This is a genomic window from Pseudomonas sp. 09C 129, from assembly GCF_002843625.1.
Lineage (GTDB): Bacteria > Pseudomonadota > Gammaproteobacteria > Pseudomonadales > Pseudomonadaceae > Aquipseudomonas > Aquipseudomonas chlororaphis.
Genome location: NZ_CP025261.1, coordinates 579,788 through 604,031 on the forward strand (window position 1 = coordinate 579,788; position 24,244 = coordinate 604,031).

Genomic DNA, 24,244 nt, shown 5'->3' on the forward strand with positions numbered 1-24,244 from the left:
GCCAAGTTTAGGGTTTTCTCAAAACCCAAAGATGTTTGAACTGAAGAGTTTGATCATGGCTCAGATTGAACGCTGGCGGCAGGCCTAACACATGCAAGTCGAGCGGTAGAGAGGTGCTTGCACCTCTTGAGAGCGGCGGACGGGTGAGTAATGCCTAGGAATCTGCCTGGTAGTGGGGGATAACGTTCGGAAACGGACGCTAATACCGCATACGTCCTACGGGAGAAAGCAGGGGACCTTCGGGCCTTGCGCTATCAGATGAGCCTAGGTCGGATTAGCTAGTTGGTGAGGTAATGGCTCACCAAGGCGACGATCCGTAACTGGTCTGAGAGGATGATCAGTCACACTGGAACTGAGACACGGTCCAGACTCCTACGGGAGGCAGCAGTGGGGAATATTGGACAATGGGCGAAAGCCTGATCCAGCCATGCCGCGTGTGTGAAGAAGGTCTTCGGATTGTAAAGCACTTTAAGTTGGGAGGAAGGGTACTTACCTAATACGTGAGTATTTTGACGTTACCGACAGAATAAGCACCGGCTAACTCTGTGCCAGCAGCCGCGGTAATACAGAGGGTGCAAGCGTTAATCGGAATTACTGGGCGTAAAGCGCGCGTAGGTGGTTCGTTAAGTTGGATGTGAAATCCCCGGGCTCAACCTGGGAACTGCATCCAAAACTGGCGAGCTAGAGTATGGTAGAGGGTGGTGGAATTTCCTGTGTAGCGGTGAAATGCGTAGATATAGGAAGGAACACCAGTGGCGAAGGCGACCACCTGGACTGATACTGACACTGAGGTGCGAAAGCGTGGGGAGCAAACAGGATTAGATACCCTGGTAGTCCACGCCGTAAACGATGTCAACTAGCCGTTGGGAGCCTTGAGCTCTTAGTGGCGCAGCTAACGCATTAAGTTGACCGCCTGGGGAGTACGGCCGCAAGGTTAAAACTCAAATGAATTGACGGGGGCCCGCACAAGCGGTGGAGCATGTGGTTTAATTCGAAGCAACGCGAAGAACCTTACCAGGCCTTGACATCCAATGAACTTTCCAGAGATGGATTGGTGCCTTCGGGAACATTGAGACAGGTGCTGCATGGCTGTCGTCAGCTCGTGTCGTGAGATGTTGGGTTAAGTCCCGTAACGAGCGCAACCCTTGTCCTTAGTTACCAGCACGTTATGGTGGGCACTCTAAGGAGACTGCCGGTGACAAACCGGAGGAAGGTGGGGATGACGTCAAGTCATCATGGCCCTTACGGCCTGGGCTACACACGTGCTACAATGGTCGGTACAGAGGGTTGCCAAGCCGCGAGGTGGAGCTAATCCCACAAAACCGATCGTAGTCCGGATCGCAGTCTGCAACTCGACTGCGTGAAGTCGGAATCGCTAGTAATCGCGAATCAGAATGTCGCGGTGAATACGTTCCCGGGCCTTGTACACACCGCCCGTCACACCATGGGAGTGGGTTGCACCAGAAGTAGCTAGTCTAACCTTCGGGAGGACGGTTACCACGGTGTGATTCATGACTGGGGTGAAGTCGTAACAAGGTAGCCGTAGGGGAACCTGCGGCTGGATCACCTCCTTAATCGACGACATCAGCTGCTTCATAAGCTCCCACACGAATTGCTTGATTCATTGAAGAAGACGATTGGGTCTGTAGCTCAGTTGGTTAGAGCGCACCCCTGATAAGGGTGAGGTCGGCAGTTCGAATCTGCCCAGACCCACCAATTACTGGTGCACCCTGTAGCGATACGGGGCCATAGCTCAGCTGGGAGAGCGCCTGCCTTGCACGCAGGAGGTCAGCGGTTCGATCCCGCTTGGCTCCACCATTACAGATTGGTGTCCATCGTTTAAAGCTTAGAAATGAGCATTCCATCAAGTTGATGGTGAATGTTGATTTCTGATCTTTATCAGAATCGTTCTTTAAAAATTTGGGTATGTGATAGAAAGATAGACTGGATAGCACTTTCACTGGTGTTGTTCAGGCTAAGGTAAAATTTGTGAGTTTAATCGCGAATTTTCGGCGAATGTCGTCTTCACAGTATAACCAGATTGCTTGGGGTTATATGGTCAAGTGAAGAAGCGCATACGGTGGATGCCTTGGCAGTCAGAGGCGATGAAAGACGTGGTAGCCTGCGAAAAGCTTCGGGGAGTCGGCAAACAGACTTTGATCCGGAGATGTCTGAATGGGGGAACCCAGCCATCATAAGATGGTTATCTTGTACTGAATACATAGGTGCAAGAGGCGAACCAGGGGAACTGAAACATCTAAGTACCCTGAGGAAAAGAAATCAACCGAGATTCCCTTAGTAGTGGCGAGCGAACGGGGACTAGCCCTTAAGTGGCTTTGAGATTAGCGGAACGCTCTGGAAAGTGCGGCCATAGTGGGTGATAGCCCTGTACGCGAAAATCTCTTAGTCATGAAATCGAGTAGGACGGAGCACGAGAAACTTTGTCTGAATATGGGGGGACCATCCTCCAAGGCTAAATACTACTGACTGACCGATAGTGAACTAGTACCGTGAGGGAAAGGCGAAAAGAACCCCGGAGAGGGGAGTGAAATAGATCCTGAAACCGTATGCGTACAAGCAGTGGGAGCAGACTTTGTTCTGTGACTGCGTACCTTTTGTATAATGGGTCAGCGACTTATATTCAGTGGCGAGCTTAACCGAATAGGGGAGGCGTAGCGAAAGCGAGTCTTAATAGGGCGTTTAGTCGCTGGGTATAGACCCGAAACCGGGCGATCTATCCATGGGCAGGTTGAAGGTTAGGTAACACTGACTGGAGGACCGAACCGACTACCGTTGAAAAGTTAGCGGATGACCTGTGGATCGGAGTGAAAGGCTAATCAAGCTCGGAGATAGCTGGTTCTCCTCGAAAGCTATTTAGGTAGCGCCTCATGTATCACTGTAGGGGGTAGAGCACTGTTTCGGCTAGGGGGTCATCCCGACTTACCAAACCGATGCAAACTCCGAATACCTACAAGTGCCGAGCATGGGAGACACACGGCGGGTGCTAACGTCCGTCGTGAAAAGGGAAACAACCCAGACCGTCAGCTAAGGTCCCAAAGTTATGGTTAAGTGGGAAACGATGTGGGAAGGCTTAGACAGCTAGGAGGTTGGCTTAGAAGCAGCCACCCTTTAAAGAAAGCGTAATAGCTCACTAGTCGAGTCGGCCTGCGCGGAAGATGTAACGGGGCTCAAACCATACACCGAAGCTACGGGTATCACGTAAGTGATGCGGTAGAGGAGCGTTCTGTAAGCCTGTGAAGGTGAGTTGAGAAGCTTGCTGGAGGTATCAGAAGTGCGAATGCTGACATGAGTAACGACAATGGGTGTGAAAAACACCCACGCCGAAAGACCAAGGTTTCCTGCGCAACGTTAATCGACGCAGGGTTAGTCGGTCCCTAAGGCGAGGCTGAAAAGCGTAGTCGATGGAAAACAGGTTAATATTCCTGTACTTCTAGTTATTGCGATGGAGGGACGGAGAAGGCTAGGCCAGCTTGGCGTTGGTTGTCCAAGTTTAAGGTGGTAGGCTGGAATCTTAGGTAAATCCGGGGTTCTAAGGCCGAGAGCTGATGACGAGTTACCTTTCAGGTGACGAAGTGGTTGATGCCATGCTTCCAAGAAAAGCTTCTAAGCTTCAGATAACTAGGAACCGTACCCCAAACCGACACAGGTGGTTGGGTAGAGAATACCAAGGCGCTTGAGAGAACTCGGGTGAAGGAACTAGGCAAAATGGCACCGTAACTTCGGGAGAAGGTGCGCCGGTGAGGGTGAAGGACTTGCTCCGTAAGCCCATGCCGGTCGAAGATACCAGGCCGCTGCGACTGTTTATTAAAAACACAGCACTCTGCAAACACGAAAGTGGACGTATAGGGTGTGACGCCTGCCCGGTGCCGGAAGGTTAATTGATGGGGTTAGCTAACGCGAAGCTCTTGATCGAAGCCCCGGTAAACGGCGGCCGTAACTATAACGGTCCTAAGGTAGCGAAATTCCTTGTCGGGTAAGTTCCGACCTGCACGAATGGCGTAACGATGGCGGCGCTGTCTCCACCCGAGACTCAGTGAAATTGAAATCGCTGTGAAGATGCAGTGTATCCGCGGCTAGACGGAAAGACCCCGTGAACCTTTACTATAGCTTTGCACTGGACTTTGAATTTGCTTGTGTAGGATAGGTGGGAGGCTTTGAAGCGTGGACGCCAGTTCGCGTGGAGCCATCCTTGAAATACCACCCTGGCAACTTTGAGGTTCTAACTCAGGTCCGTTATCCGGATCGAGGACAGTGTATGGTGGGTAGTTTGACTGGGGCGGTCTCCTCCTAAAGAGTAACGGAGGAGTACGAAGGTGCGCTCAGACCGGTCGGAAATCGGTCGTAGAGTATAAAGGCAAAAGCGCGCTTGACTGCGAGACAGACACGTCGAGCAGGTACGAAAGTAGGTCTTAGTGATCCGGTGGTTCTGTATGGAAGGGCCATCGCTCAACGGATAAAAGGTACTCCGGGGATAACAGGCTGATACCGCCCAAGAGTTCATATCGACGGCGGTGTTTGGCACCTCGATGTCGGCTCATCACATCCTGGGGCTGAAGCCGGTCCCAAGGGTATGGCTGTTCGCCATTTAAAGTGGTACGCGAGCTGGGTTTAGAACGTCGTGAGACAGTTCGGTCCCTATCTGCCGTGGACGTTTGAGATTTGAGAGGGGCTGCTCCTAGTACGAGAGGACCGGAGTGGACGAACCTCTGGTGTTCCGGTTGTCACGCCAGTGGCATTGCCGGGTAGCTATGTTCGGAAAAGATAACCGCTGAAAGCATCTAAGCGGGAAACTTGCCTCAAGATGAGATCTCACTGGGACCTTGAGTCCCCTGAAGGGCCGTCGAAGACTACGACGTTGATAGGTTGGGTGTGTAAGCGCTGTGAGGCGTTGAGCTAACCAATACTAATTGCCCGTGAGGCTTGACCATATAACACCCAAGCAATTTGCGCTTAACAGCCAGATTGCGGTGTGTGAAGACGAAACGAACCGAAAGTTCGAGAAAACACACAAACTATCGCATACCCAATTTGCTGAAGCGTCGAAAGACGACTCGGCACACCGAATTTCTTGACGACCATAGAGCATTGGAACCACCTGATCCCATCCCGAACTCAGCAGTGAAACGATGCATCGCCGATGGTAGTGTGGGGTTTCCCCATGTGAGAGTAGGTCATCGTCAAGATTAAATTCCAAAACCCCAATTGCGAAAGCAATTGGGGTTTTGTTTTTGTAGAAGTTCCCGATTTTGCTGGCACGTTCGGCCCTTGAGCCAACGGTCCGGCCACAGAATTTCTTGACGACCATAGAGCATTGGAACCACCTGATCCCATCCCGAACTCAGCAGTGAAACGATGCATCGCCGATGGTAGTGTGGGGTTTCCCCATGTGAGAGTAGGTCATCGTCAAGATTGAATTCCGAAACCCCTGTCTGCCGACGCAGACAGGGGTTTTGTTTTTGTACGTCTGAAAGCCTTGAGGCTTACATCCGAGCCAGGTCTCCAGGTCACCTAGCAGGTGAGCTGAATCCCCCTCCAGCCCCCCAACCTATGCTCCACAGCATCAGAACAGAGCGAAGCACCTCCGCTCTGTCCCTCACCTCACCGCTGACGCATCTTGCTGCTTCTGCGGGCCAGCCATTTACGCCACCAGATGTAGATCCCGGTGACGGACAACATCGCAATCACCAATCCCAACACCGCAATAAGTACCTGCCCGGTAAAGCCGATGATCCGGCCACCATGGATCGGCAGTTGCAGCCGATAAAAACGTTCGCCCAAGGTGCCTTGCCCGGCGATCTCCTGCCCCAGCAGGTGTCCATCGGTGCCATGAAAGAACAACCACGACTTACCGTGGGCCTCGGTATCGTGCTGACCGAAACCGGCGCCATAGAAGTTGTATTCGAAGCTGTAATAAAGCTCGCCGATCGCCGCCGTCAGGCCCAGCCGTTTGCCTTCTTCCTGGGCGCGTTCATAAGCCTGCTGATAGGTGAGCCGGGTAATCCCCAACTGATCGCTGGGCATGCGCCCACGAGCTTCATAGACGCTCGGTTCGATCGGTGAGAGTAAGGAAACCACCGGCTTGAACACCTGGCTCGGCAGGTTCATCGCCACGCTGCTGATCGCTATCGGCAGCAGCAGTAACCACAGCCATAACCCGCCCGCCCGATGCAGATCCATGTTGAGACGATAAGCGTGCCCGCCCTTGATCTTCCAGGCGGTCGACCACTTCTTCCAGAACGGCCGGCCACGGGGCAGGGTGAGGAACAAAGCGATGAAGCAATCGACGACCCAGAAGATCGCCACCAGCCCCATCAACACCAGTCCCCAGTTACCCGGCAGCGTCAGGTTGTAGTGGAACTCGAGAATGAAGGGGATGAGATTCTCCCGCTGAAAACAGCAGGCACCCCAGAACCGCTTGCCGGTCTGCTCGCCACTGACCGGGTCCAGATAGAACACCTGGTTGGGGTCGTCGAAGGGTTTGCCCGTGGCCGGATCGTTACGGGGAACCGCCGCGAGCAGCGCGGTATGTCCGGGCTCGTTGGGGTACTCCATGTACCAGACCTGCAGGCGCGGATACTGCGTCTGCACCCGGTCGACCAGGCTTCCAGGCGGCAGTGCCTGACCCTCGGCGGGGGTCTCGTAGAACTCCGGGTTGAGCCACTCGTCCAGCTCGTGATGGAAGGCCAGCAGGCTGCCGGTCAGCCCCGCCAGCAGCAGAAACACCGCGGTGGCCAGGCCGATATAACGATGCAGTAGAACCAGAATTGCGCGCATGGAATTTTCCCGTAGAGACGACAAAGCCAGCGCATGCGCTGGCTTCGGGGGAATGACAAATGATTAGAACTGGTAGCTGACCGTGGCCGCGACGTTTCGCTCCTCGCCCATATAGCAGAAGCTCAGGCTGGCACAGGAGGCGATGTAGGATTCGTTGGTCAGGTTGTTGGCATTGAGCCGGACATCCACGCCCTTCAGGCCGACCTTGCCCAGGTCATAGCCGACGGAGGCATCGAACAGGGTGTAGGACGGCACCTTCATGGTGTTCTCCGCATCCGCCCAGCTGTAGCCGACGTACCGCACGCCACCACCCAGGCGCAGGCCGTCGAGCGAGCCGCTGTCGAACTTGTAGTCGGCCCAGAGCGAAGCCATGTGCCGCGGCGCCTGGGTCGGCGAGTTGCCCTTGTTCTCGATGATGTCGGTGGCGGTGCTCAAGGTGCTGATCATCGACTTCGAGTACTCGATATCGGTGAAGGTGTAGCTGCCGAGCAGCTTGAGGTTGTCGTTCAACTGCAGGTGCGCTTCCAGTTCCAGGCCCTGGGAGCGTACGGCGCCGACCGCGCGATAGAAGTTTTCCTGGGGCAGCTTGGTGGCCAGGTTTTCCTGGTCGATGCGGAACAGCGACGCGGTGTACAGGTCATCCGTGCCCGGTGGCTGGTACTTCAGGCCCAGTTCCCATTGGGTGCCATCGGTGGGGGCCAGCGGGTTACCGGCGCTGTCCGCGTAAGAGTTGGGATTGAAGGATTCGGAATAGCTGATGTAAGGCGCCAACCCGTTATCGAACAGGTACAGCGCCCCGGCGCGGCCCGTCAGCTTGGTGCGCTTGTCATTGATCTCGGTGCCCACCGGGCGCGAGGCTTCGGCCAGGCGGTTCTCGTCCGAGGTTTCTACCCAGTCCTGGCGCAGGCCCAGGGAGAAGCGCCACTGGTCCATCTCGATCAGGTCTTGCAGGTAGACGCCGGTCTGCTCGAGGCGACGCAGATAGCTGACCGGGTCGTAGTAACTGATGGCCGAGTTGCCATAGACCGGATCGAACGCATTGATCGGCGCCACCGAGCCGCTGGTCCAGTCCACCACCGTCTTGCGCCGCTGGTAATCCGCGCCCATCAGCACCGTGTGCTTGGTCGCGCCGGTGAGAAATTCGGCCTGCAGCATGTTGTCGACGATGAACGCATGCAGCTTCTCGTCGCCGCCGGTGTAGTAGCGGTTCAGCTCGTTGCTGGTCGGGGTGGTCCAGCCGTAGCCGTAGACCTGGTCCAGCTTCACCTTGGAGTCCAGGTAGCGGAAGTTCTGCCGCGCGGTGAAGACATCGTTGAAGCGATGTTCGAACTGATAACCGAACGACTGCTGATCGCGCTTGTAGCGATCGATGCCCGGTTCGCCTTCGAAGAAGTTCTCGGAAATCCGCCGGCCGTTGCGCGGGTGCAACGCGCCATCGGCCGGCATGCCGCTGTGGTAGCCGCCGTCCGGATCGTGTTGCAGGTACGCCTGCAGGGTCAGCGAGGTGTCATCGGTGAAGTCGATGCTCAGGGTCGGTGCCAGGGCGTAGCGTTTTTCCTTGTTGTGGTCGAACTGGGTATCGGAGCGGTCCGCCAGCCCGGTCAGGCGATAGGCGATGCGCTTGCCGTCGTCCACCGGGCCGCTGAAGTCGAAACCCATGCCGCGCTGGCCCTGGGTGCCGACCGTGGCCTGGATCTGATGGTAGGGCTCGAACAGTGGCTTCTTGCTGGTCAGTGCCACCAGGCCGCCCGGGGAGCTGCGGCCGTAAAGCACCGACGAAGGCCCCTTGAGGATGTCCACCCGCTCCAGGAAGTACGGGTCGACCTGCATGGTGCTGTAGGTGCCGCTGTCGCCCATGGACTTGAGGCCGTCGAGGTAGATGTTGTCCACCGAGCCGTCGTTGAAGCCGCGCATGGCCACGTAGTCGTACCTGTGGGTCGCGCCGTAGGGGTTGGTCAGCACGCCGGGGGTGTAGCGCATGGCCTGGGACACGGTTTGCGAACCCTGGTCGTCCATTTGTTCGCGGGTCACCACGGAGACGCTTTGCGAGGTTTCCAGCAGCGCGGTACTGGTCTTGGTGGCGATCTGGCTGTGGGTGGCGTTGTAGCCTTCCATGCTGCCCAAGGCATTGCCCAGGGCGAAACCCTTGATATCGGTGGTCGGCAACGCCAGGGCGCCGGTCTCGGGCAAGGCCCGCAGCACATAGCTGCTGCCGTCCTGGCTCAGCGCTTCCAGGCCGGAGCCATTGAGCAACTGGCCCAGGGCCTGGTCGGTGGAGTACTCGCCCTTCAGGCCGGCGGACTGGCGCCCCTGGAGCTGCGCCGGGGTCATCGACAGGGTGATGCCGGCCTCGCGTGCGAAGCGGTTGAGTACCTCGCTCAGGGCGCCGCCGGGGATGTTGTAGCTGTGGCTGAGGCTGGCCGCGCCCGTCTCGGCCGCCTGTGCCAGGCAAGGCAAGGCGGCGACACCCAGCGCCGAGGAAAGCAGGGCCACGCGCACGGCATGGCGCAGGCCGAGGGTGGGCCGTGCAGAAGAGGAGTGGTGGAAGTGCACAATCATGGAAGGGTTCCGTTGAGTCGCTGAAGGCAGATGGAAGTGCTTACTGTCTAAGCCGGACTCACGGGAAAAAGCCGCCAAAAAATTTCAACGGGTTGAAGCGCCTCAGGCCAGACGTTCCAGGGTGACCCACCAGCGGGTGCGATAACGCAGGCGCACGGGCAGGGTTTGCGGGAGGATCGCCAGCAGTTTGTCGGTGTCCTCCAGGCGGAACACGCCGGACAGGCGCAGGTCGCCGATCTCGTCGGCACAGCCCAGGTAACCGTGGCGATAACGCCCGACCTCGTGGATGAAGTCCGCCAGCCGCATGTTGCGGGTGACAATCAGGCCATCGGCCCAGGCGCCCACGTCCATGTCCAGCGGCGGCACCGGCACCGCCTGGGACGCACTGACCCGATAGCTTTGCCCGGCCTGTACCCGGGCCGGGGTGCCATCGGCGGTGTGCGGCGAATGAATGGCGACGCTGCCGGCGGTGACACTCAGGCGCGTGCAGTCGCCTTCCATGCGCACCACGAAACTGGCGTCGACCCCTTCGAACAGACCATGGCGGGTCCGTACCAGCAGCGGCCTGGAAGGGCTCGCCTGCGAGTCCGGGCCGCAGGTCAGCATGATTTCCCCACGGCTGAGCCGGATCAGCCGCTGCCGGGCACTGAAGTCCATGTCGGCGGCGCTGTCGGTGTTGAGCTCCAGGCGCGAGCCGTCCGGCAACTGGAAGCCGCGGCGTTCGCCGGTGGCGGTGGCGAAGTCGGCGTTCCATTGCTGCCAGGCCAGTTGCTCCTTGCCCAGCCACGCGGCGGAGCCCACCAGCATGACGCCGCCGAGCAGCTTCAGGGCCTGGCGTCGGCCGAGGCGCTGGGCGCTGTTTTCCAGGGTATCGAAGGCCACCTGGGCACCGGGCACGGCCCGCAGGTTGCTATGCAATTCCTGCTGCAGCGATTGCACCCGTTGCCAGGCCAGCTCGTGCTCGTGATGGGCCGCGCGCCAGGTATCGCATTGCTGCAGCAGCCGGGGGTTACCGGCATTGTTGCGCAGGCGCAGCATCCAGTTGATGGCCTGCTTGACCACCAGGTGCCTGGGGTCCACGGGCCGGCGCAGATTGATCGAGGGGTTATCCACAGCGCTCACGCCTCATAGCGCAGCAGGTAGCAGTGGAACAGCGCGTCGGCCACGTAACGCTCCACCGAACGCAGGGACAGCCCCATCTGTTCGGCGATCTGCTTGTGGGTCAGGCCTTCGCACTGGGCCAGCAGGAACGCTTTGCGCACTTTCGGCTTCAGGCCTTCGAGCATGCGCGCGATGCTTTCCAGCAGCTCCAGCACCAGGGCGCGGGCTTCCTCGCTGGGGGCTTGGGCTTGCGGCAGATGGGCGATGGTTTCCAGGTAGGCGCGCTCGATTTCCTCGCGGCGCCAGTGGTCGATCACCAGGCCGCGGGCGACGGTCCGCAGGAAGGCGCGCGGGGCCTTGAGTTCCAGGCGTTCGGTGCGCTGCAACAGGCGCACGAAGGTGTCCTGCGCCAGGTCGGCGGCATCGGCGGCGTTGCCCAGCCGGCTGCGTAACCATGTGTTGAGCCAGCCATGGTGATGGCTGTAAAGCGCCTGTACCGCGAACTCAGGTGATGACATGGATGCGACTGCCCGGCTGTCACAAATGATAATTAGTCGCATTGTCATCAAGGGTTTGGGATTTTGCAACAGCCGCAGGGCGACCGGCTACGGAAAAGTCCGATGCGACCGCTCTAGCCTGCCGTTCAGCGGTTTTTTGCAGATAACAGGTACATTTCTGACAAATCGCTAAGATTTATCCGTCTCGTGCCGACAGACAGTGAGACCCATGCGTGCACCAAAGTAGAGCGGTCGTAGAACGCCGCCTGCGCTGTTACATGGAAAGTTGCATCCCGTACGCATCCCCACTTTCGGCATAAGAAGTCCCATGACATGAATCTCAAGTTCAGCCATAAAATCCTTTTGGCCGCCTCCGGTGTAGTGGTTCTGGCATTCGCGTTGTTCACTTTGTACAACGACTATCTGCAGCGAAACACCATTCGCCAGAACCTCGAATCGTCCATCGAGCAGGCGGGTGACCTCACTTCCAGCAGCGTCCAGAACTGGATGAGCGGACGCATCCTGGTGCTCGAGAACCTCTCGCAGAACGTCGCCCACCAGGGCGCCAACGCTGACTTCCCGGGGCTGGTGGACCAGCCGGCGTTCACCACGAACTTCCAGTTCACCTACGTGGGCCAGGTCAACGGTGTGTTTACCCAGCGGCCTGACGCGAAGATGCCGGACGGCTACGACCCGCGTCAGCGTCCCTGGTACAAGCAGGCCGTGGCGGCCGACAAGACCATGCTGACCCCGCCCTACATGGCGGCCGTTGGCGGGCTGGTGGTGACCATCGCCATGCCGGTGAAAAAGGACGGTCAGCTGCTGGGTGTGGTGGGGGGCGACCTGAGCCTGGAAACCCTGGTGAAGATCATCAACTCGGTGGACTTCGGCGGCCTGGGCCATGCCTTCCTGGTCAGCGCGGACGGGCAGGTGATCGTCAGTCCGGACAAGGACCAGGTGATGAAGAACCTCAAGGATGTCTATCCGGGCGCCAACGTGCATATCCAGAAAGGCACCCAGGAAGTGCTGCTCAACGGCCAGGAACGCATCCTGTCGTTCACCCCGGTGACCGGCCTGCCGAATGCCGAGTGGTACATCGGCCTGTCCATCGACCGTGACAAGGCGTTCGCCCCGCTGAGCAAGTTCCGCACCTCGGCGCTGCTGGCGATGTTCATCGCCGTGGCCGCGATTGCCGTGCTGCTGAGCCTGCTGATCCAGGTACTGATGCGTCCGCTGACCACCATGGGCCGCGCGATGCAGGACATCGCCCAGGGCGAGGGCGACCTGACCCGCCGCCTGGTGGTGGAGAGCAAGGACGAATTCGGCGTACTGGGCGGCTCGTTCAACCAGTTCGTGGAACGTATCCATGCGTCGATTTCCGAAGTGTCCTCGGCCACCCGCCAGGTGCACGATCTGTCCCAGCGCGTGATGGCCTCGTCCAACGCGTCGATCATCGGTTCCGACGAGCAAAGCGCGCGTACCAACAGCGTGGCCGCGGCGATCAACCAGCTGGGCGCCGCCACCCAGGAAATCGCCCGCAACGCCGCCGATGCCTCGCAGCATGCCAGCGGCGCCAGCGAGCAGGCCGACGATGGTCGCCAGGTGGTGGAACAAACCATCCTGGCCATGACCGAGCTGTCGCAGAAGATCAGCCTGTCCTGCACCCAGATCGAAACCCTGAACGCCAGCACCGACAACATCGGCCACATCCTCGATGTGATCAAAGGCATCTCCCAGCAGACCAACCTGCTGGCGCTCAACGCGGCCATCGAAGCGGCGCGCGCCGGTGAAGCCGGTCGCGGTTTCGCGGTGGTGGCCGACGAGGTCCGCAACCTGGCCCATCGCACCCAGGAATCGGCCGAGGAGATCCACAAGATGATCACCTCGCTGCAGATCGGCTCTCGCGAAGCGGTATCGACCATGAACGCCAGCCAGGCGTCCAGCGAAGAGAGCGTCGAAGTGGCCAACCAGGCCGGTGCGCGGCTGGTCAGCGTGACCCAGCGCATCACCGAGATCGATGGCATGAACCAGTCGGTGGCTGCCGCCACCGAAGAGCAGACCGCCGTGGTGGAAACCCTCAACGTCGACATCAGCCAGATCAACCTGCTGAACCAGCAGGGCGTGGCCAACCTCAACGAAACCCTGAAGGATTGCGACGCCCTGTCGCTGCAGGCCAACCGCCTGAAGCAACTGGTGGACAGCTTCAAGATCTGACCCGCACTGCCCTGAAAAACGCGATGAGGCCGGTATGGCTCATCGCGTTTTTTTTACCTGTCCGACCAGCCCATCGGCACCCCTTGCCGTACTTCGGACCGCCTCCCTATCTACCGGTCTCCGAACCCCTGTAGCCGCTGCCGCAGGCTGCGAAAAGGCCGAAGGCCTTCCAGCGATCCCCAAATCTTGCGCCGCCTTCGGCGTCGATCGCAGCCTGCGGCAGCGGCTACAGGGGCATTTTCAGCGTTACTCGAACATCCTTTGCACATTGCCCATTGCCTCATCGGCAAACCCTTGCAGGAACCCCTGGAAGGCCGCCACCTCGGCACCGCCTTCGGCCGGGTCGGCGACGATGCGCCAGGTGGCGCGCGCTCGTTCGCCGGGCAAGGCCTCGACGCTCATGGCCGCCCACAGATTGCCAATGCCCAGGGTGTCGTAGATCAGGCTCCAGGTCATGTACCGCGCCTGGTCGTCCCGTGAGTTGAGTTGCTCGATCACGATGTTGCCGTCGTGGAAGAACTTCTTGCGCACCGAGCGCACGCCTTCGCCGGTCATTTCGATGTGCGACAGCGCGGGAATGAAGGCCGGAAAGCCGGCGAAGTTGCCGACGATATTCCAGACGCTTCGGGCATCGGCGCCGATATCCACGGTGGACAGGACCTGGCAGGCGTTCGGGTTCTTGATCAGGGTGTCGGGTTGCAGGTTTTTCATGGTGTTCTCCAGCGTGGGTGGGTTCAGATAAAACGGATGTCTTTCAGGTATTGGCAGCCCTTGCGCAGCAGCGCCGGGTCCTTGGGCGGGTAGTCGGCGCCCATGCGCCGTACCCCGGCCTCGGCGTTGGCGTGGCCGATCAGCGAGATGTCGCCGATGTCTTCCTCGAAGCCGTTGAGGTAGAAGCCGAGGACGCCGAACAGCGCGTTGTCGCGGTCGACCCGGCCCAGCTGGCGCTGCCAGTCGGCGACGCTGACCATGCGGAACTCGCGCCCGGCCTCGCGGAACGAGGCGACATAGGCCTCCCAGCTCAAAGGCTGCGGGTTGTGCAGGTTGAACACCGCGTGGGCCGGCTGATAACGGCTGGCGTGGAAGGCGATGAAGCGGGCGAGGAAGTCCACCGGCATCAAGTCGAAGTTCATCGCCAGCTGCGGCACCTGGCCCAGTTGCAGCGAGCCCTTGAGCATCAGCATCAGGCGGTTGCGGTGGGGCTGGCAGACCCCGGTCTGGCTGTTGAAACTGATGTTGCCCGGGCGATAGAGATTGACCCACACCCCCTGTTCGCGGGCCCGTTGCAGGATCCGCTCGCCGACCCACTTGGACAGGTTGTAGCCGTTGCGGATGTAGATCGGCGGGGTGGCCGCGGGCGGCTGTTCGAGCACCCGGCCCTGGGCGTCGATGTTGCTGGAGGCGGACAGGGTCGAGACGAAGTTGAAGACCTTCTTGCTGCGCCCTTCGCACAGGCGCAGGCACTCGAACAGCGGCTCGACGTTGTCGCGCGCCAGCGCCGGGTAATCGAGCACGTGATTGACGTTGGCGGCGTTGTGCACCAGCGCGCCGTATTCGCGGTCGATGCGTTCGTACACATCCGCCGCCAGCCCCAGCCGTGGCTGGCTGATATCGGCGGCATGCACCCGCACCCGGCTCAGGTCCAGATGCTCCAGGTGGTTGTCGCGCAGGGCCTGGGTGAAACGTGCGGCGGCCGATTGCGTGGGCGTTTCCCGCACCAGGCACGCCACCTCGCTGGCGCCCCATTCCAGCAGCGCCTGGACGACGTGCACGCCGAGGAAACTGTTGGCGCCGGTGACCAGCACCTTGTGCACATCGCCCAGTTGGCTGATGGGCAGCACCTGCAGGTCGAGTTCGGCGTTGGCATCGGCGAACACCGGGTCGAGGGACGCGTCCGGGCCGTCGTGGGCGGCGCCGTCGATCAGGGTCGCCAGGTTGCTCAGGGTCGGCGCCTCGATAAAGCGGTTGATCGACAGGCCGCGGCCGAACTGTTCGCGAATCGTCAGCAGCAGGCGCGACAGCAAAATCGAGTGGCCGCCGAGGTTGAAGAAGCTGTCGTCGGTGCCGATGTCTTCGGCCGGCAGCTCCAGCAGCTCGGCCCACAATTCCAGCAGGCGCCGTTCAGTGGCGTTCCGTGGCAGGCGTCGCTGGCGGCTGCTGCCGGATGTACGCGGCAGGGCCAGCAGGGCGCGGCGGTCGACCTTGCCGTTGGCGGTGCAGGGCATGCTCGGCAGCTCGATGTAGGCGCTGGGCTGCATGTAGTCCGGCAAGCGCTGGCGCACCTTTTCGCGCAGGGTTTGCAGTGCGTTGCCGGCGGCGTTCGGCTGGGCCAGGTAGGCGAGGATCCGCCGCTGATCGTCGATCACCACCGCCACCTGGCGGAACAGCTGGCCGTCGCGCAGGCAATGCTCGATCTCCTCGGGTTCGACCCGGAACCCGCGGATCTTCACCTGGTTGTCCCGCCGCCCGCAGATCTCGATGCCGTTGTCGGTCCACTGGCCGATGTCCCCGGTGCGATAGACCCGCAGCCGGCGCCCGTCCGGCAGGTCCAGGGTCAGGTAGCGTTCGGCGCTCAGCGCCGGGTTGTTCAGGTAGCCGAGGCCGACTCCGGGCCCGGCCAGGTACAGCTCGCCGGGAGTGCGGTCGGGCAGCGGTTGCAGCTGTTCGTCGAGGATCAGCACCTGGCTGTTGGCGATCGGCAGGCCGAGGTTGCGCGGGTTGTCGTCGACGCGCAGGCGGCGGGTGGTGGCCAGCACCGTGGTTTCGGTCGGGCCGTAGATGTTGTGCAGCGCGCACTGGTCGGCCAGGCGCTGGATGACGAAGGGTTCGCAGACGTCGCCGCCGGTCACCAGATGCTCCAGGCCCAGCGGCTGCTCCAGGGGCAGGATGCTCAGCAGCGCCGGCGGCAGGAAGGCGTGGCTGACCTTCTGCCGCTGGAGCAGGGCCAGCAGTTGCCGCGGGTCGCGCCGCTGGTCCTGGTCGGGGACCACCAGCAGTGCGCCACAGAGGAAGGTGGGCAGGATATCCAGCAGCGAGGCGTCGAAGTTGATGGTGGAGAACTGCAGCACCCGGCTGTCTGGGTCCAGCTCGACATGGCGCCTGTACCAGGCGCAGAAGTGACTGAGATTGCCCTGGCTGAGCAACACGCCTTTGGGTTGGCCGGTGGTGCCCGAGGTGTAGATCGCCACGCAGGGCGCCTCTGGCGGCGGTGCCTGGCGCAGCAGCGGGAGGCAGTCCTCGGCGGCGTCATGCAACAGGGGGCGTACATCGAGTTGCGCCATCTCGAGGTCGGCCAGGTCTTCGCAGCCGTCGTGCAGCAGCAGGGCGGCGCCGGCGTTGTCGAGGATGTAGCGCCGCCGTTGCGCCGGGTGCTCCGGGTCCAGCGGCAGGTACACCGCGCCACAGCCGAAGGTCGCGAGAATCGCGGCATACAGCGCCGCCGACTTGGGCAGGCACAGGCCGATCACCGGTGGTCGGTCAGAGGCTGGAGGCAGGTGTCGCAGCATCTGCCGCTGCAAGTTGCGGCTCAGCCGATGCAGGGTCTGGTAGCTGTAGTCGATGCCCTGGATATTCAAGGCCGGACGCTGGGCGAAGGCCAGCAGGCTCTGGTCGAGGCGCTGGGCGATCGGCACCTGCATCCTGCGCAGCAAGGTCGGTGCCGGCTGTGGGTTGTGCCGGTGCTCGAAGGCCAGCGAGTCCAGGCGCTCCAGGCCCAGCAGCGGTTCGCTGGGTTCGTCCAGGGCCGCGAGCTGCTGGAAAAACGCCGCGCCGCGGGAAAAACCACTGACCAGCCGCGCGGTGCTGGCGACCAGCCTGGCCACCGCGCTGCCGCGCAGGGCCTGGCCATTGCCGCTGGCCTCCGGCGGCAGGCTCGCCTGCTCGATCAGCCGGGTGCCGTGGTGGTGGAACAGACGCACCTGCGGCAACCCGGGCGCCGCTTGGGCGATCAGGGCGATGCGCAATTCCAGGCGCGCGGTGTCCGCTGCGAGGGGCGGTGAATCACTCAGGCTGCCGTCGTCGATCAGCAGATGGGGCCGCAGCCCCTCGGCGTTGGCGATCGCCTGCGGCGAGTCCAGCCACCGCACCAGATGGCCGTGGCGCTCCAGCTCCATGGCCAGTTCGTTCAGGGCCTGGCTGCGGCCCGTCAACACAATATCGAGGCGTCTCATGCTCGGGTCCCTCCGTTAGGGCAGGTAGTCGGCCAGTGCGTCCTGGACGCAGGCCGAATCCAGCATCGAACTGCTGCGCAAGAAGCGCAGGATGTTGGCGATCAGCGGGTGATGGCGGTTGATCGGGTAGGCCAGGGCGGCTGCCTCCTCGCGCAGCGCCTGCTTGATCGGGGCGGCGACGGGCAGTTGCTCGATCAGCCGCAAGTCGAAGTCCTTCTGAATGTCATTGGTCAGGTACTGGGCGATGAACACCGGCAGCACCCGGGCGATCTCTGCGCGGTCGGCATCGCTGGCGCCGTGCCAATAGATGCGCACCAGCCGCGACCAGAAGCCCGAATGCCGGCCTTCGTCCTGCAGGTGGTCGGCCATCAGGCCCTTGATCGACTGCTTGACCGTGTCGTCCTTGGCGAAGGCGGCGACATCGTTGGTCACGGTGTTTTCGGCGATGGCCACGCAGACCAGCTCCATCGCGTCGCGCAGGTGGTCGGGGGCCAGCCGCAGGGCGGCGGGGATGGCCCGGCTGAGTTCGATTTCCCTGGGCAGCTCGATGGGCTCGATGCCGCTCATGGCGATGGTCTGCTGCATGAAGTCCATCGCCACCAGCGCGTGGTAGTCCTCGTCCACCACCACGGTCATGGCGTCGTAGCGACAGGCAAAGGGGAAGGCAATGGCGAAGCGATTCTTGGCGATGTTGCGGGCGGTCTTGTCCACCAGCTCGGTCTCGAAGATCACCACGTCGTTGATGAACTTGTAGAGGCTTTGCACCAGCACGAAATCCCGCAGATGGGCGCAGTGGTCGAGGAAGCCCTGGCTGTGCACCAGAGGCTGGCGACTCAGGGGATAGATCAGCTTGTCGTCGTCCTCGAGCATGCGCCGCGGCCGGGTGCGGATGGTCGCGCGCTCTTCCCAGGTGTCGGCGAAGGATTGGTAGTCGAGGGCGTTCATGCGTTCACCCCGATCGCCGATTCGGCCATGCTCAGGCGCAGCCCGTCCCACAGGGCGATGCGGCTGTCCACCGCGGCGATGGCCGCCGCGTACACCTCCTGCTGGCGTTGCGGGTCGCCAGCCACCAGCCGCTGCAGCAGCTGTTCCGCGGCCGGGCCGTGGTCGTCGGAGTCGACCTCGATATGGCGTTGCAGGTAGTAGCGAAAGGTCGGCGCCTGCTCGATACCAATGCCCCAGTCGTCGAGGATGCGCTGGAACATCCGCGGGATGACGCTTTCCCGGCCATGGAGAAAGGCTGCCGCCACGCAATGGGCCGGCGCCTGCACGGCGGTGTGCACGGTCTGGCGGACAAAGGCGCTGGCAGCCGGGTCGGCGTCGACGCTGTGCAGGGCGGTGTCGAAACTCACGCCCTCCTGTTGCAGCGCGACGAAGCGTTCCACGACCCCGGTGGTGGCGCCGACTTCGCGCATGGCATCCAGGTACAGCTCGAAATGGCTGTAATGGCCTTGCCCGGGGCGATCGTCGGACTCTTCGCCGAGCACGATCTCGTTGATCAGCCGCGCGGCGCGAGGGTCCCGCGGTGGCAGCCAGGGCAGGCGCACGCAGGTCAGTTCCTGTTGCAGGCGCTTGGTCAGCGACATGAAGTCCCACACGGCGAAAACATGGGCCTGCATGAAGCGTTGAAGAACCGCGAGTGTGTTGATTTCGGCAAAAATGGGATGAGTGCTGAGTGTGGCTTTCTTGGCGTCGAGAAGTTCTTTGTTGGCGTTCATCTGGGCTGCCTGTCTGAGATGTTCAAGTGTGTTTGATTGGCCGATTAGTTGCGGCTCGTATAGGTGTTTTAACCAGTGCTTATTTGTTGCGGGCGAGCAGGGGCCTCAAACCTGAGATTGATAATCTGGAAAGTTTTATAGTGCTGGCCGGTCTATCCGTTAAAGAACCGTCGTCTTGGCGTTATGGGCTTTAGAGAGCCAATAAAGCCGAGGCTTGCCAGGTGCTCATGAACGGCTGCTCGACGTTGTTTAATGTCGGCGGAGAAAAAACTAATACAGGAGAAAGTGTCGGGCAAGTTGTTTTTATAATGCTTTTCAAACTTTTATTTTTGTCGTGCGACAAGTTGCTGCAAAACTTCTGGTTCAAGTTTTGTTGAGATGAAGTTGCCCCTTCCGACTTATATAAGTCAGAATTTTTAACGCTGAGTGAATGCCTCACTCGAAGCAAACTTCGAAGCGCTGAGTTGAAGTCGTTGAATATCTGGGAGAAGGCATGCGGGAGCCGATCCCGGTCATGCCCTCCAGTCGCTGGGCTCCTTGCGTGGGTCTGCAGATCGACGTGTGCGGGCAAGCCTGCGCGCCGCTCACGTCCCTTTTTCAGTCGGCGACAGCAAGAGTGAGCCCAAATCGCCGGCTGAGCCATCGTCGGCGGGCCTGTGAGGGCAGGAGCGGGGGAGGAAGACGGCGGATTATTCGCCGAGCAGGCCCAGGTGGATATTGATGATCTGCAGCAGGCGCTGGCGCTGGGACTTGATGAAGAAGTGATTGCCGGCCACCTCGATCAGCTCGAACTCACGGCGGGTGAATTCGCGCCAGTTGGCCATGTTGCTGGCGGGGGCCAGCGGGTCCTCGCTGCCATAGAAGGCGGTGAGGGGAATATCGAGGTTGCCGCTCGACAGATCGCGCCAGGATTCGAACAGCTTCAGGTCGGCGCGCAGCAGCGTTTCGTACTGCTTCCGGCTGGCCTGGTCGCGGGGGATTTCGATCGGCGTGGCGCCCAGCGACAGCATGGCTTCCTGGAAGGGCGCCGCGGGCAACATGTGCAGCAACGGCCGGGGCGATGGGTAGTCGGGGCTGCGGCAGGCGGAAATGAACAGGTGGCGGGTCTGGCCGGGGTAGTGCGCCTGGGCGTGCTTGGCGGCTTCGTAGGCCAGCATCCCGCCCAGGCCATGGCCGAACAGGGCATGGGGCTTGGCCAGCAGAGGGCGCAGTACAGGGAAGGTGTCGGCCAGCAGCCGCGGCCAGTCATCGAGCGGGGTTTCGGCCTGGCGGCTGCCGTGGCCGGGCAGTCGCACCAGCACCAGCTCGATGTGTCCGCCCAGCCCGGTGGACCAGTTACGCAGTTGTTCCGGGTCCGCGCCGGTCTGCGCAAAGCAGATGAGCCGGGTTTTCGTCGGCTCGCCGGAGTTGAGCACCATCAGCCATTTGTCATTGCGCGCGTGCACTGCTTTTCCTTAAGCCGGTGTGCCGGTCATTGAGTGTTGCATCGTGGCCGCGTCATGCCGCCGTTACCGCTGTCAGCCCTCGGCGGTCCGTTCGAGGTAGTCGCGAATGGTCTTCGCGGCCTTTTCCAGATGGCCGCGCAGCACCTCCACCGCCCGCTCGACGTCCTTAGCCTCGGCGGCGTCGGTCATGGCGTTGTGGTCGTCCTGGGTCAACTTGCCCAGGCCCATGGAGGACAGATGGAAGCGCAAGAAGCGTTCTTCCTCGTTCAACTCGAGCTCGATCAGGCGCAGTAGCTTCTGGTTCGGCGCCCGGTGGTACAGCGCCATGTGGAACAAGCGGTTGAGACGGCCGATTTCGGCGTGGTCGGTTTCGTTTTCCAGCTGCGCGATGTAGCCACGGGCCTGGGCGATGTCCTCGGCGTCGAGCAGCGGGATCGACAGGCGCAGCGCCTCCAGTTCCAACAGCAGGCGCAGGCCGTAGGTTTCCACCGCGTCATAGCCGATCAGCTCGGCGACCACCGCGCCTTTGTGCGGCACCACATGCAACAGCGATTGCGCTTCGAGCTGGCGCAAGGCCTCGCGCACCGGCATGCGGCTGACGCCGAAGAGGTCGGCCAGATCCTGCTGGCGCAGCGCCGTGCCGCTGGGCAGGCGGCCGTCGAGAATCGCCGCGCGCAGGGTTTCCTCGATCACCGAGCGCGCGAGGTGGGCGGGGATCGGCCCGCTGACTGCGATCTTGCTCAAGGGCCTCGGTTTTTCTGTCACGTTAACGCTATCCTGTTTCTGAGGTTTGGATCCAATGGACGCTAGATAGCCCCCTGCAGCTTGTCAAACCAGCCGTCTGGGCCCTGTCATGGATTTTGCCGGCGCTGATTCTCGGGGCAGCCCTCCTGAGGCTCAAGCACTGGCCGATAAACGAACAGGTCCCTGCTTTCAGCTTAGCGTCTCCAGAGGGGCTGTGATTGTAAGGTGCCATTGTCTTTTGGCGGACCAACCTGCACCATCCTTCGACCCACGACAGCTCCCATGGACTCTTCGCATTGGCGGCACGTTTAGCTCTTTCTCGGACCCTGCGCTGGCTGTTTTCGGCGCTGCTGCTGGCCGGCTTGCTGCTGGGTGGCCTGCAGGCCGATTGGGACTTTTCGCAGATCAGCCGCCGCGCCACCGCACTGTACGGGCCGCTGGGCGAAGGGCAGAAGCGCATCGACGCCTGGCAGCAGCTGCTGGCGACCCAGAACCAGGCCAGCGAGATGGAACAGCTCAAGGTGGTCAACCTGTTCTTCAACAAGAACATGCGCTACGTGGAAGACATCGACCTGTGGCATCAGGTGGATTATTGGGAAACCCCGGTCGAGGCCCTGTGGAAGGGCGCCGGCGATTGCGAGGACTATGCGATCGCCAAGTATTTCAGCCTGCGCCACCTCGGTGTTTCCAGTGACAAGCTGCGCATCACCTACGTCAAGGCCCTGCGCCAGAACCGCGCGCACATGGTGTTGACCTACTATTCAAGCCCGGAGGCCATGCCGTTGGTCCTCGACAGCCTGATCGACGCCATCCAGCCGGCCAGCCAGCGTACCGACCTGCTGCCGGTGTACGCCTTCAATGCCGAGGGCCTGTGGCTGCCCGGCAAGGGCAGCAAGAAAGTCGGTGACACCAAGCGCCTGTCCCGGTGGCAGGACGTGTTGAAGAAAATGCAGGCCGAAGGTTTTCCGGTCGAGACGACTCACTAGGAGCACGAGCTCAGATGTCTTTGTTCAAACAACTGTTGATCGCAATCTGTCTGTTCCTGGTGGTCGCCTTCAGCGGCAGCTTCATGGTCAGCCTGGAAAGTTCGCGCACCCAGTACGTCAACCAGCTGCGTTCCCATGCCCAGGACGCGGCCACGGCGCTGGCCTTGTCCCTGACCCCGAACATCGACGACCCGGCGATGGTCGAGCTACTGGTCAGCTCGATTTTCGACAGCGGCTACTACTCGAGCATCCGCGTGATCAACCAGGTCACCGAAGAGGTCATGGTCGAGCGCAGCGGCACCCCCGAGGTCAGCGACGTACCGGACTGGTTCGTCAAGCTGATCGGCCTGGAGCCGGCCGGCGGCGACGCCCTGGTCAGCCGTGGCTGGCAACAGGCGGCGCGGGTCGAGGTGGTCAGCCATCCGATGTTCGCCGTCGCCAAGCTCTGGCAAAGCGCCCTGGGCAGCCTCGGCTGGCTGCTGCTGTGCGGTGCCGTGAGCGCGGTGCTGGGGGCCTTGCTGCTGCGCCGCCAGCTCAAGCCGCTGGACTACATGGTGCAGCAATCCCACGCCATTGCCCGCCGCGAATTCCTCAGCCTGCCCGAGTTGCCGCGCACGCCGGAACTGCGCCGCGTGGTGCAGGCGATGAACCAGATGGTCGAGAAACTCAAGGCGCTGTTCCAGGAACAGGCCGAGCGCAGCGAAAGGTTGCGGGTCGAGTCCTACCAGGACAACCTGACCGGCCTGGCCAACCGTCGTTACTTCGAGATGCAGCTCAATGCCCGGGTGAGCAACCCGGAACAGGCCAGCTCCGGCTACCTGCTGTTGCTGCGGGTCAAGGACCTGGCCGGCCTGAACCAGCGCCTGGGCGGGCAGCGCACCGACCAGCTGCTGCAGGCGGTGGGCGAACAATTGCAGCGTGAATGCGCGCGCTACCCGGAAACCCACAACCTGGTGACCCGCATCCGCGGTGGCGAATTTGCCGTGCTGGCGCCGGGGCTGGTGCGCGAAGAGGCGCTGCAGCTGGCGCAGAACCTGGAAAACGCCTTGGCCAGCCTGCACGCCACCGGCGCCACTGACGTGGCGTCCGTGGCCTCCATCGGCCTGGCGCCTTTCGTCCATGGCGACTCACCGCAGGCGGTGCTCGGCCTGGGCGACCAGGCCTTGGCCCAGGCCGAGGCCCAGGGCGACACGAGCTGGGCCTGCCTGGACCACGACGCTGCGGCCAGCGTCGGCGACGACCATCACGCCTGGCACACCCTGCTGGACGGGGCCTTGAGCCAGCAGCGGTTCGAGCTGTATTTCCAGCCGGTGGTCGCGACCCGCGATACCGCGCTGGTGCTGCACTACAAGGTGCTGTCGCGCTTGCTCGACGAGCAGGGCCAGACCATCGCCGCCGGGCGCTTCCTGCCGTGGCTGGAGCGCTTTGGCTGGACCTCGCGCCTGGACCTGCTGATGCTCGAACAGGTGCTCAAGCAGATGGCCGGGCACCAGGACTCGCTGGCATTGAACCTGTCGGCCGCGACCCTGGCCGACCCGCAGGCCTTGAACAAGGTGTTCGAGATCCTGCGCCAGCACTCCAGCCTGGGGCCGCGCCTGACCCTGGAGATCGGCGAAGAGCAGTTGCCTGAACAAGCGCTGCTGGAACAACTGACCCGCCGCCTGCGCGAGCTGGGTTTCTCCCTGAGCCTGCAGCGTTTCGGCGGGCGCTTCAGCATGATCGGCAACCTGGCGCGCCTGGGCCTGGCCTACCTGAAGATCGACGGCAGCTACATCCGCGACATCGACCAGGAAAGCGACAAGCGCCTGTTTATCGAAGCCATCCAGCGCGCCGCCCACAGCATCGACCTGCCGCTGATCGCCGAGCGCGTGGAAACCGAAGGGGAGTTGCAGGTGATTGGCGAGATGGGCCTGTACGGCGTCCAGGGCCGCCTGGTCGGCGAGCCCGCGCCCTGGCGCTGAGGCGCTGAACGAAGATCGCCGGTCAGCGGCACCCGCGCAGGTGCGGGAACCGCTG

At 61.5% G+C, this 24,244-nt stretch carries 13 protein-coding genes, 2 tRNA genes, 4 rRNA genes and 1 pseudogene; 10 read left to right on the forward strand and 10 right to left on the reverse strand.

All coding sequences use genetic code 11. The features are described 5' to 3' along the window. Positions 1-37: 37 nt before the first annotated feature. The 6 genes from CXQ81_RS02820 (at position 38) to rrf (CXQ81_RS02845) (ending at position 5,430) form a co-directional block, all read left to right on the forward strand. Positions 38-1,574: ribosomal RNA gene (locus tag CXQ81_RS02820) — 16S ribosomal RNA — on the forward strand. 65 nt (positions 1,575-1,639) lie between these two features. Then, positions 1,640-1,716, forward strand: a tRNA-Ile gene (locus tag CXQ81_RS02825). Positions 1,717-1,742: 26 nt separating this feature from the next. Then, positions 1,743-1,818: transfer RNA gene (locus tag CXQ81_RS02830), tRNA-Ala, on the forward strand. A gap of 239 nt (positions 1,819-2,057) precedes the next feature. Next, positions 2,058-4,949 (forward strand): 23S ribosomal RNA (locus tag CXQ81_RS02835). A gap of 139 nt (positions 4,950-5,088) precedes the next feature. Next, a 5S ribosomal RNA gene (gene rrf, locus CXQ81_RS02840) occupies positions 5,089-5,204 on the forward strand. A gap of 110 nt (positions 5,205-5,314) precedes the next feature. Beyond that, positions 5,315-5,430 (forward strand): 5S ribosomal RNA (gene rrf / locus CXQ81_RS02845). The 16S, 23S and 5S rRNA genes sit together here with 2 tRNA genes alongside, the layout of an rRNA operon. Before the next feature lie 189 nt (positions 5,431-5,619). On the opposite strand, the gene CXQ81_RS02850 is transcribed toward rrf (CXQ81_RS02845), so the two are convergent. From CXQ81_RS02850 to CXQ81_RS02865, 4 genes are all read right to left on the reverse strand, one after another. Further along, a complete protein-coding gene (locus tag CXQ81_RS02850; protein WP_101336409.1) occupies positions 5,620-6,795 on the reverse strand; it encodes a PepSY domain-containing protein in 1,176 nt (391 codons plus the stop codon). 63 nt (positions 6,796-6,858) lie between these two features. After that, on the reverse strand, positions 6,859-9,354 hold the full coding sequence (locus CXQ81_RS02855) for a TonB-dependent siderophore receptor (RefSeq protein WP_101336410.1): 2,496 nt from the start codon (positions 9,352-9,354) through the stop codon (positions 6,859-6,861). A 102-nt stretch (positions 9,355-9,456) separates the two neighbouring features. Beyond that, positions 9,457-10,467, reverse strand: coding sequence for a FecR domain-containing protein (locus CXQ81_RS02860; protein ID WP_101336411.1), 1,011 nt, complete (start codon positions 10,465-10,467; stop codon positions 9,457-9,459). Between the two features lie 5 nt (positions 10,468-10,472). Further along, positions 10,473-10,973, reverse strand: coding sequence for a sigma-70 family RNA polymerase sigma factor (locus CXQ81_RS02865; protein WP_101336412.1), 501 nt, complete (start codon positions 10,971-10,973; stop codon positions 10,473-10,475). A 312-nt stretch (positions 10,974-11,285) separates the two neighbouring features. On the opposite strand from CXQ81_RS02865, the pseudogene CXQ81_RS31675 reads away from it, so the two are divergent. Together CXQ81_RS31675 and CXQ81_RS31680 are read left to right on the forward strand one after the other, a co-directional pair. Continuing rightward, positions 11,286-12,311, forward strand: a pseudogene (locus CXQ81_RS31675) (cache domain-containing protein); the annotation flags it as partial. Positions 12,312-12,380: 69 nt separating this feature from the next. After that, positions 12,381-13,166 (forward strand): methyl-accepting chemotaxis protein, encoded by a 786-nt coding sequence (locus tag CXQ81_RS31680; RefSeq protein ID WP_370686837.1) that lies wholly within the window; start codon positions 12,381-12,383, stop codon positions 13,164-13,166. Between the two features lie 246 nt (positions 13,167-13,412). Here the strand turns inward: CXQ81_RS31680 and CXQ81_RS02875 are convergent, their stop codons facing one another. From CXQ81_RS02875 to CXQ81_RS02900, 6 genes are all read right to left on the reverse strand, one after another. Further along, on the reverse strand, positions 13,413-13,877 hold the full coding sequence (locus CXQ81_RS02875) for an SRPBCC family protein (RefSeq protein ID WP_007927311.1): 465 nt from the start codon (positions 13,875-13,877) through the stop codon (positions 13,413-13,415). A 23-nt stretch (positions 13,878-13,900) separates the two neighbouring features. Further along, positions 13,901-17,335 carry a non-ribosomal peptide synthetase gene (locus CXQ81_RS02880; RefSeq protein WP_101336413.1) on the reverse strand — a complete coding sequence of 1,145 codons (3,435 nt, stop codon included), beginning with the start codon at positions 17,333-17,335 and terminating at the stop codon, positions 13,901-13,903. Positions 17,336-17,350: 15 nt separating this feature from the next. Then, positions 17,351-18,280 (reverse strand): diiron oxygenase, encoded by a 930-nt coding sequence (locus CXQ81_RS02885; RefSeq protein WP_009041565.1) that lies wholly within the window; start codon positions 18,278-18,280, stop codon positions 17,351-17,353. Continuing rightward, complete coding sequence (locus CXQ81_RS02890) at positions 18,277-19,053, reverse strand: DUF3050 domain-containing protein (protein WP_101336414.1); 777 nt, start codon at positions 19,051-19,053, stop codon at positions 18,277-18,279. Before CXQ81_RS02890 ends, CXQ81_RS02885 begins: the two co-directional genes overlap by 4 nt. Positions 19,054-19,742: 689 nt before the next feature. Further along, positions 19,743-20,498: a thioesterase II family protein gene (locus CXQ81_RS02895; RefSeq protein ID WP_101336415.1), complete on the reverse strand. Its 756-nt coding sequence runs from the start codon at positions 20,496-20,498 to the stop codon at positions 19,743-19,745. A gap of 72 nt (positions 20,499-20,570) precedes the next feature. Beyond that, a complete protein-coding gene (locus CXQ81_RS02900; RefSeq protein ID WP_097134081.1) occupies positions 20,571-21,263 on the reverse strand; it encodes a GntR family transcriptional regulator in 693 nt (230 codons plus the stop codon). A gap of 275 nt (positions 21,264-21,538) precedes the next feature. Between CXQ81_RS02900 and lapG the strand changes: the two genes are divergently transcribed. After that, positions 21,539-22,228 (forward strand): cysteine protease LapG, encoded by a 690-nt coding sequence (gene lapG, locus CXQ81_RS02905; RefSeq protein WP_007927321.1) that lies wholly within the window; start codon positions 21,539-21,541, stop codon positions 22,226-22,228. A 14-nt stretch (positions 22,229-22,242) separates the two neighbouring features. After that, entirely contained in the window at positions 22,243-24,189 is a 1,947-nt protein-coding gene (lapD, locus tag CXQ81_RS02910) for a cyclic di-GMP receptor LapD (protein WP_101336416.1), read from the forward strand. The last annotated feature ends 55 nt before the right edge of the window (positions 24,190-24,244 follow it).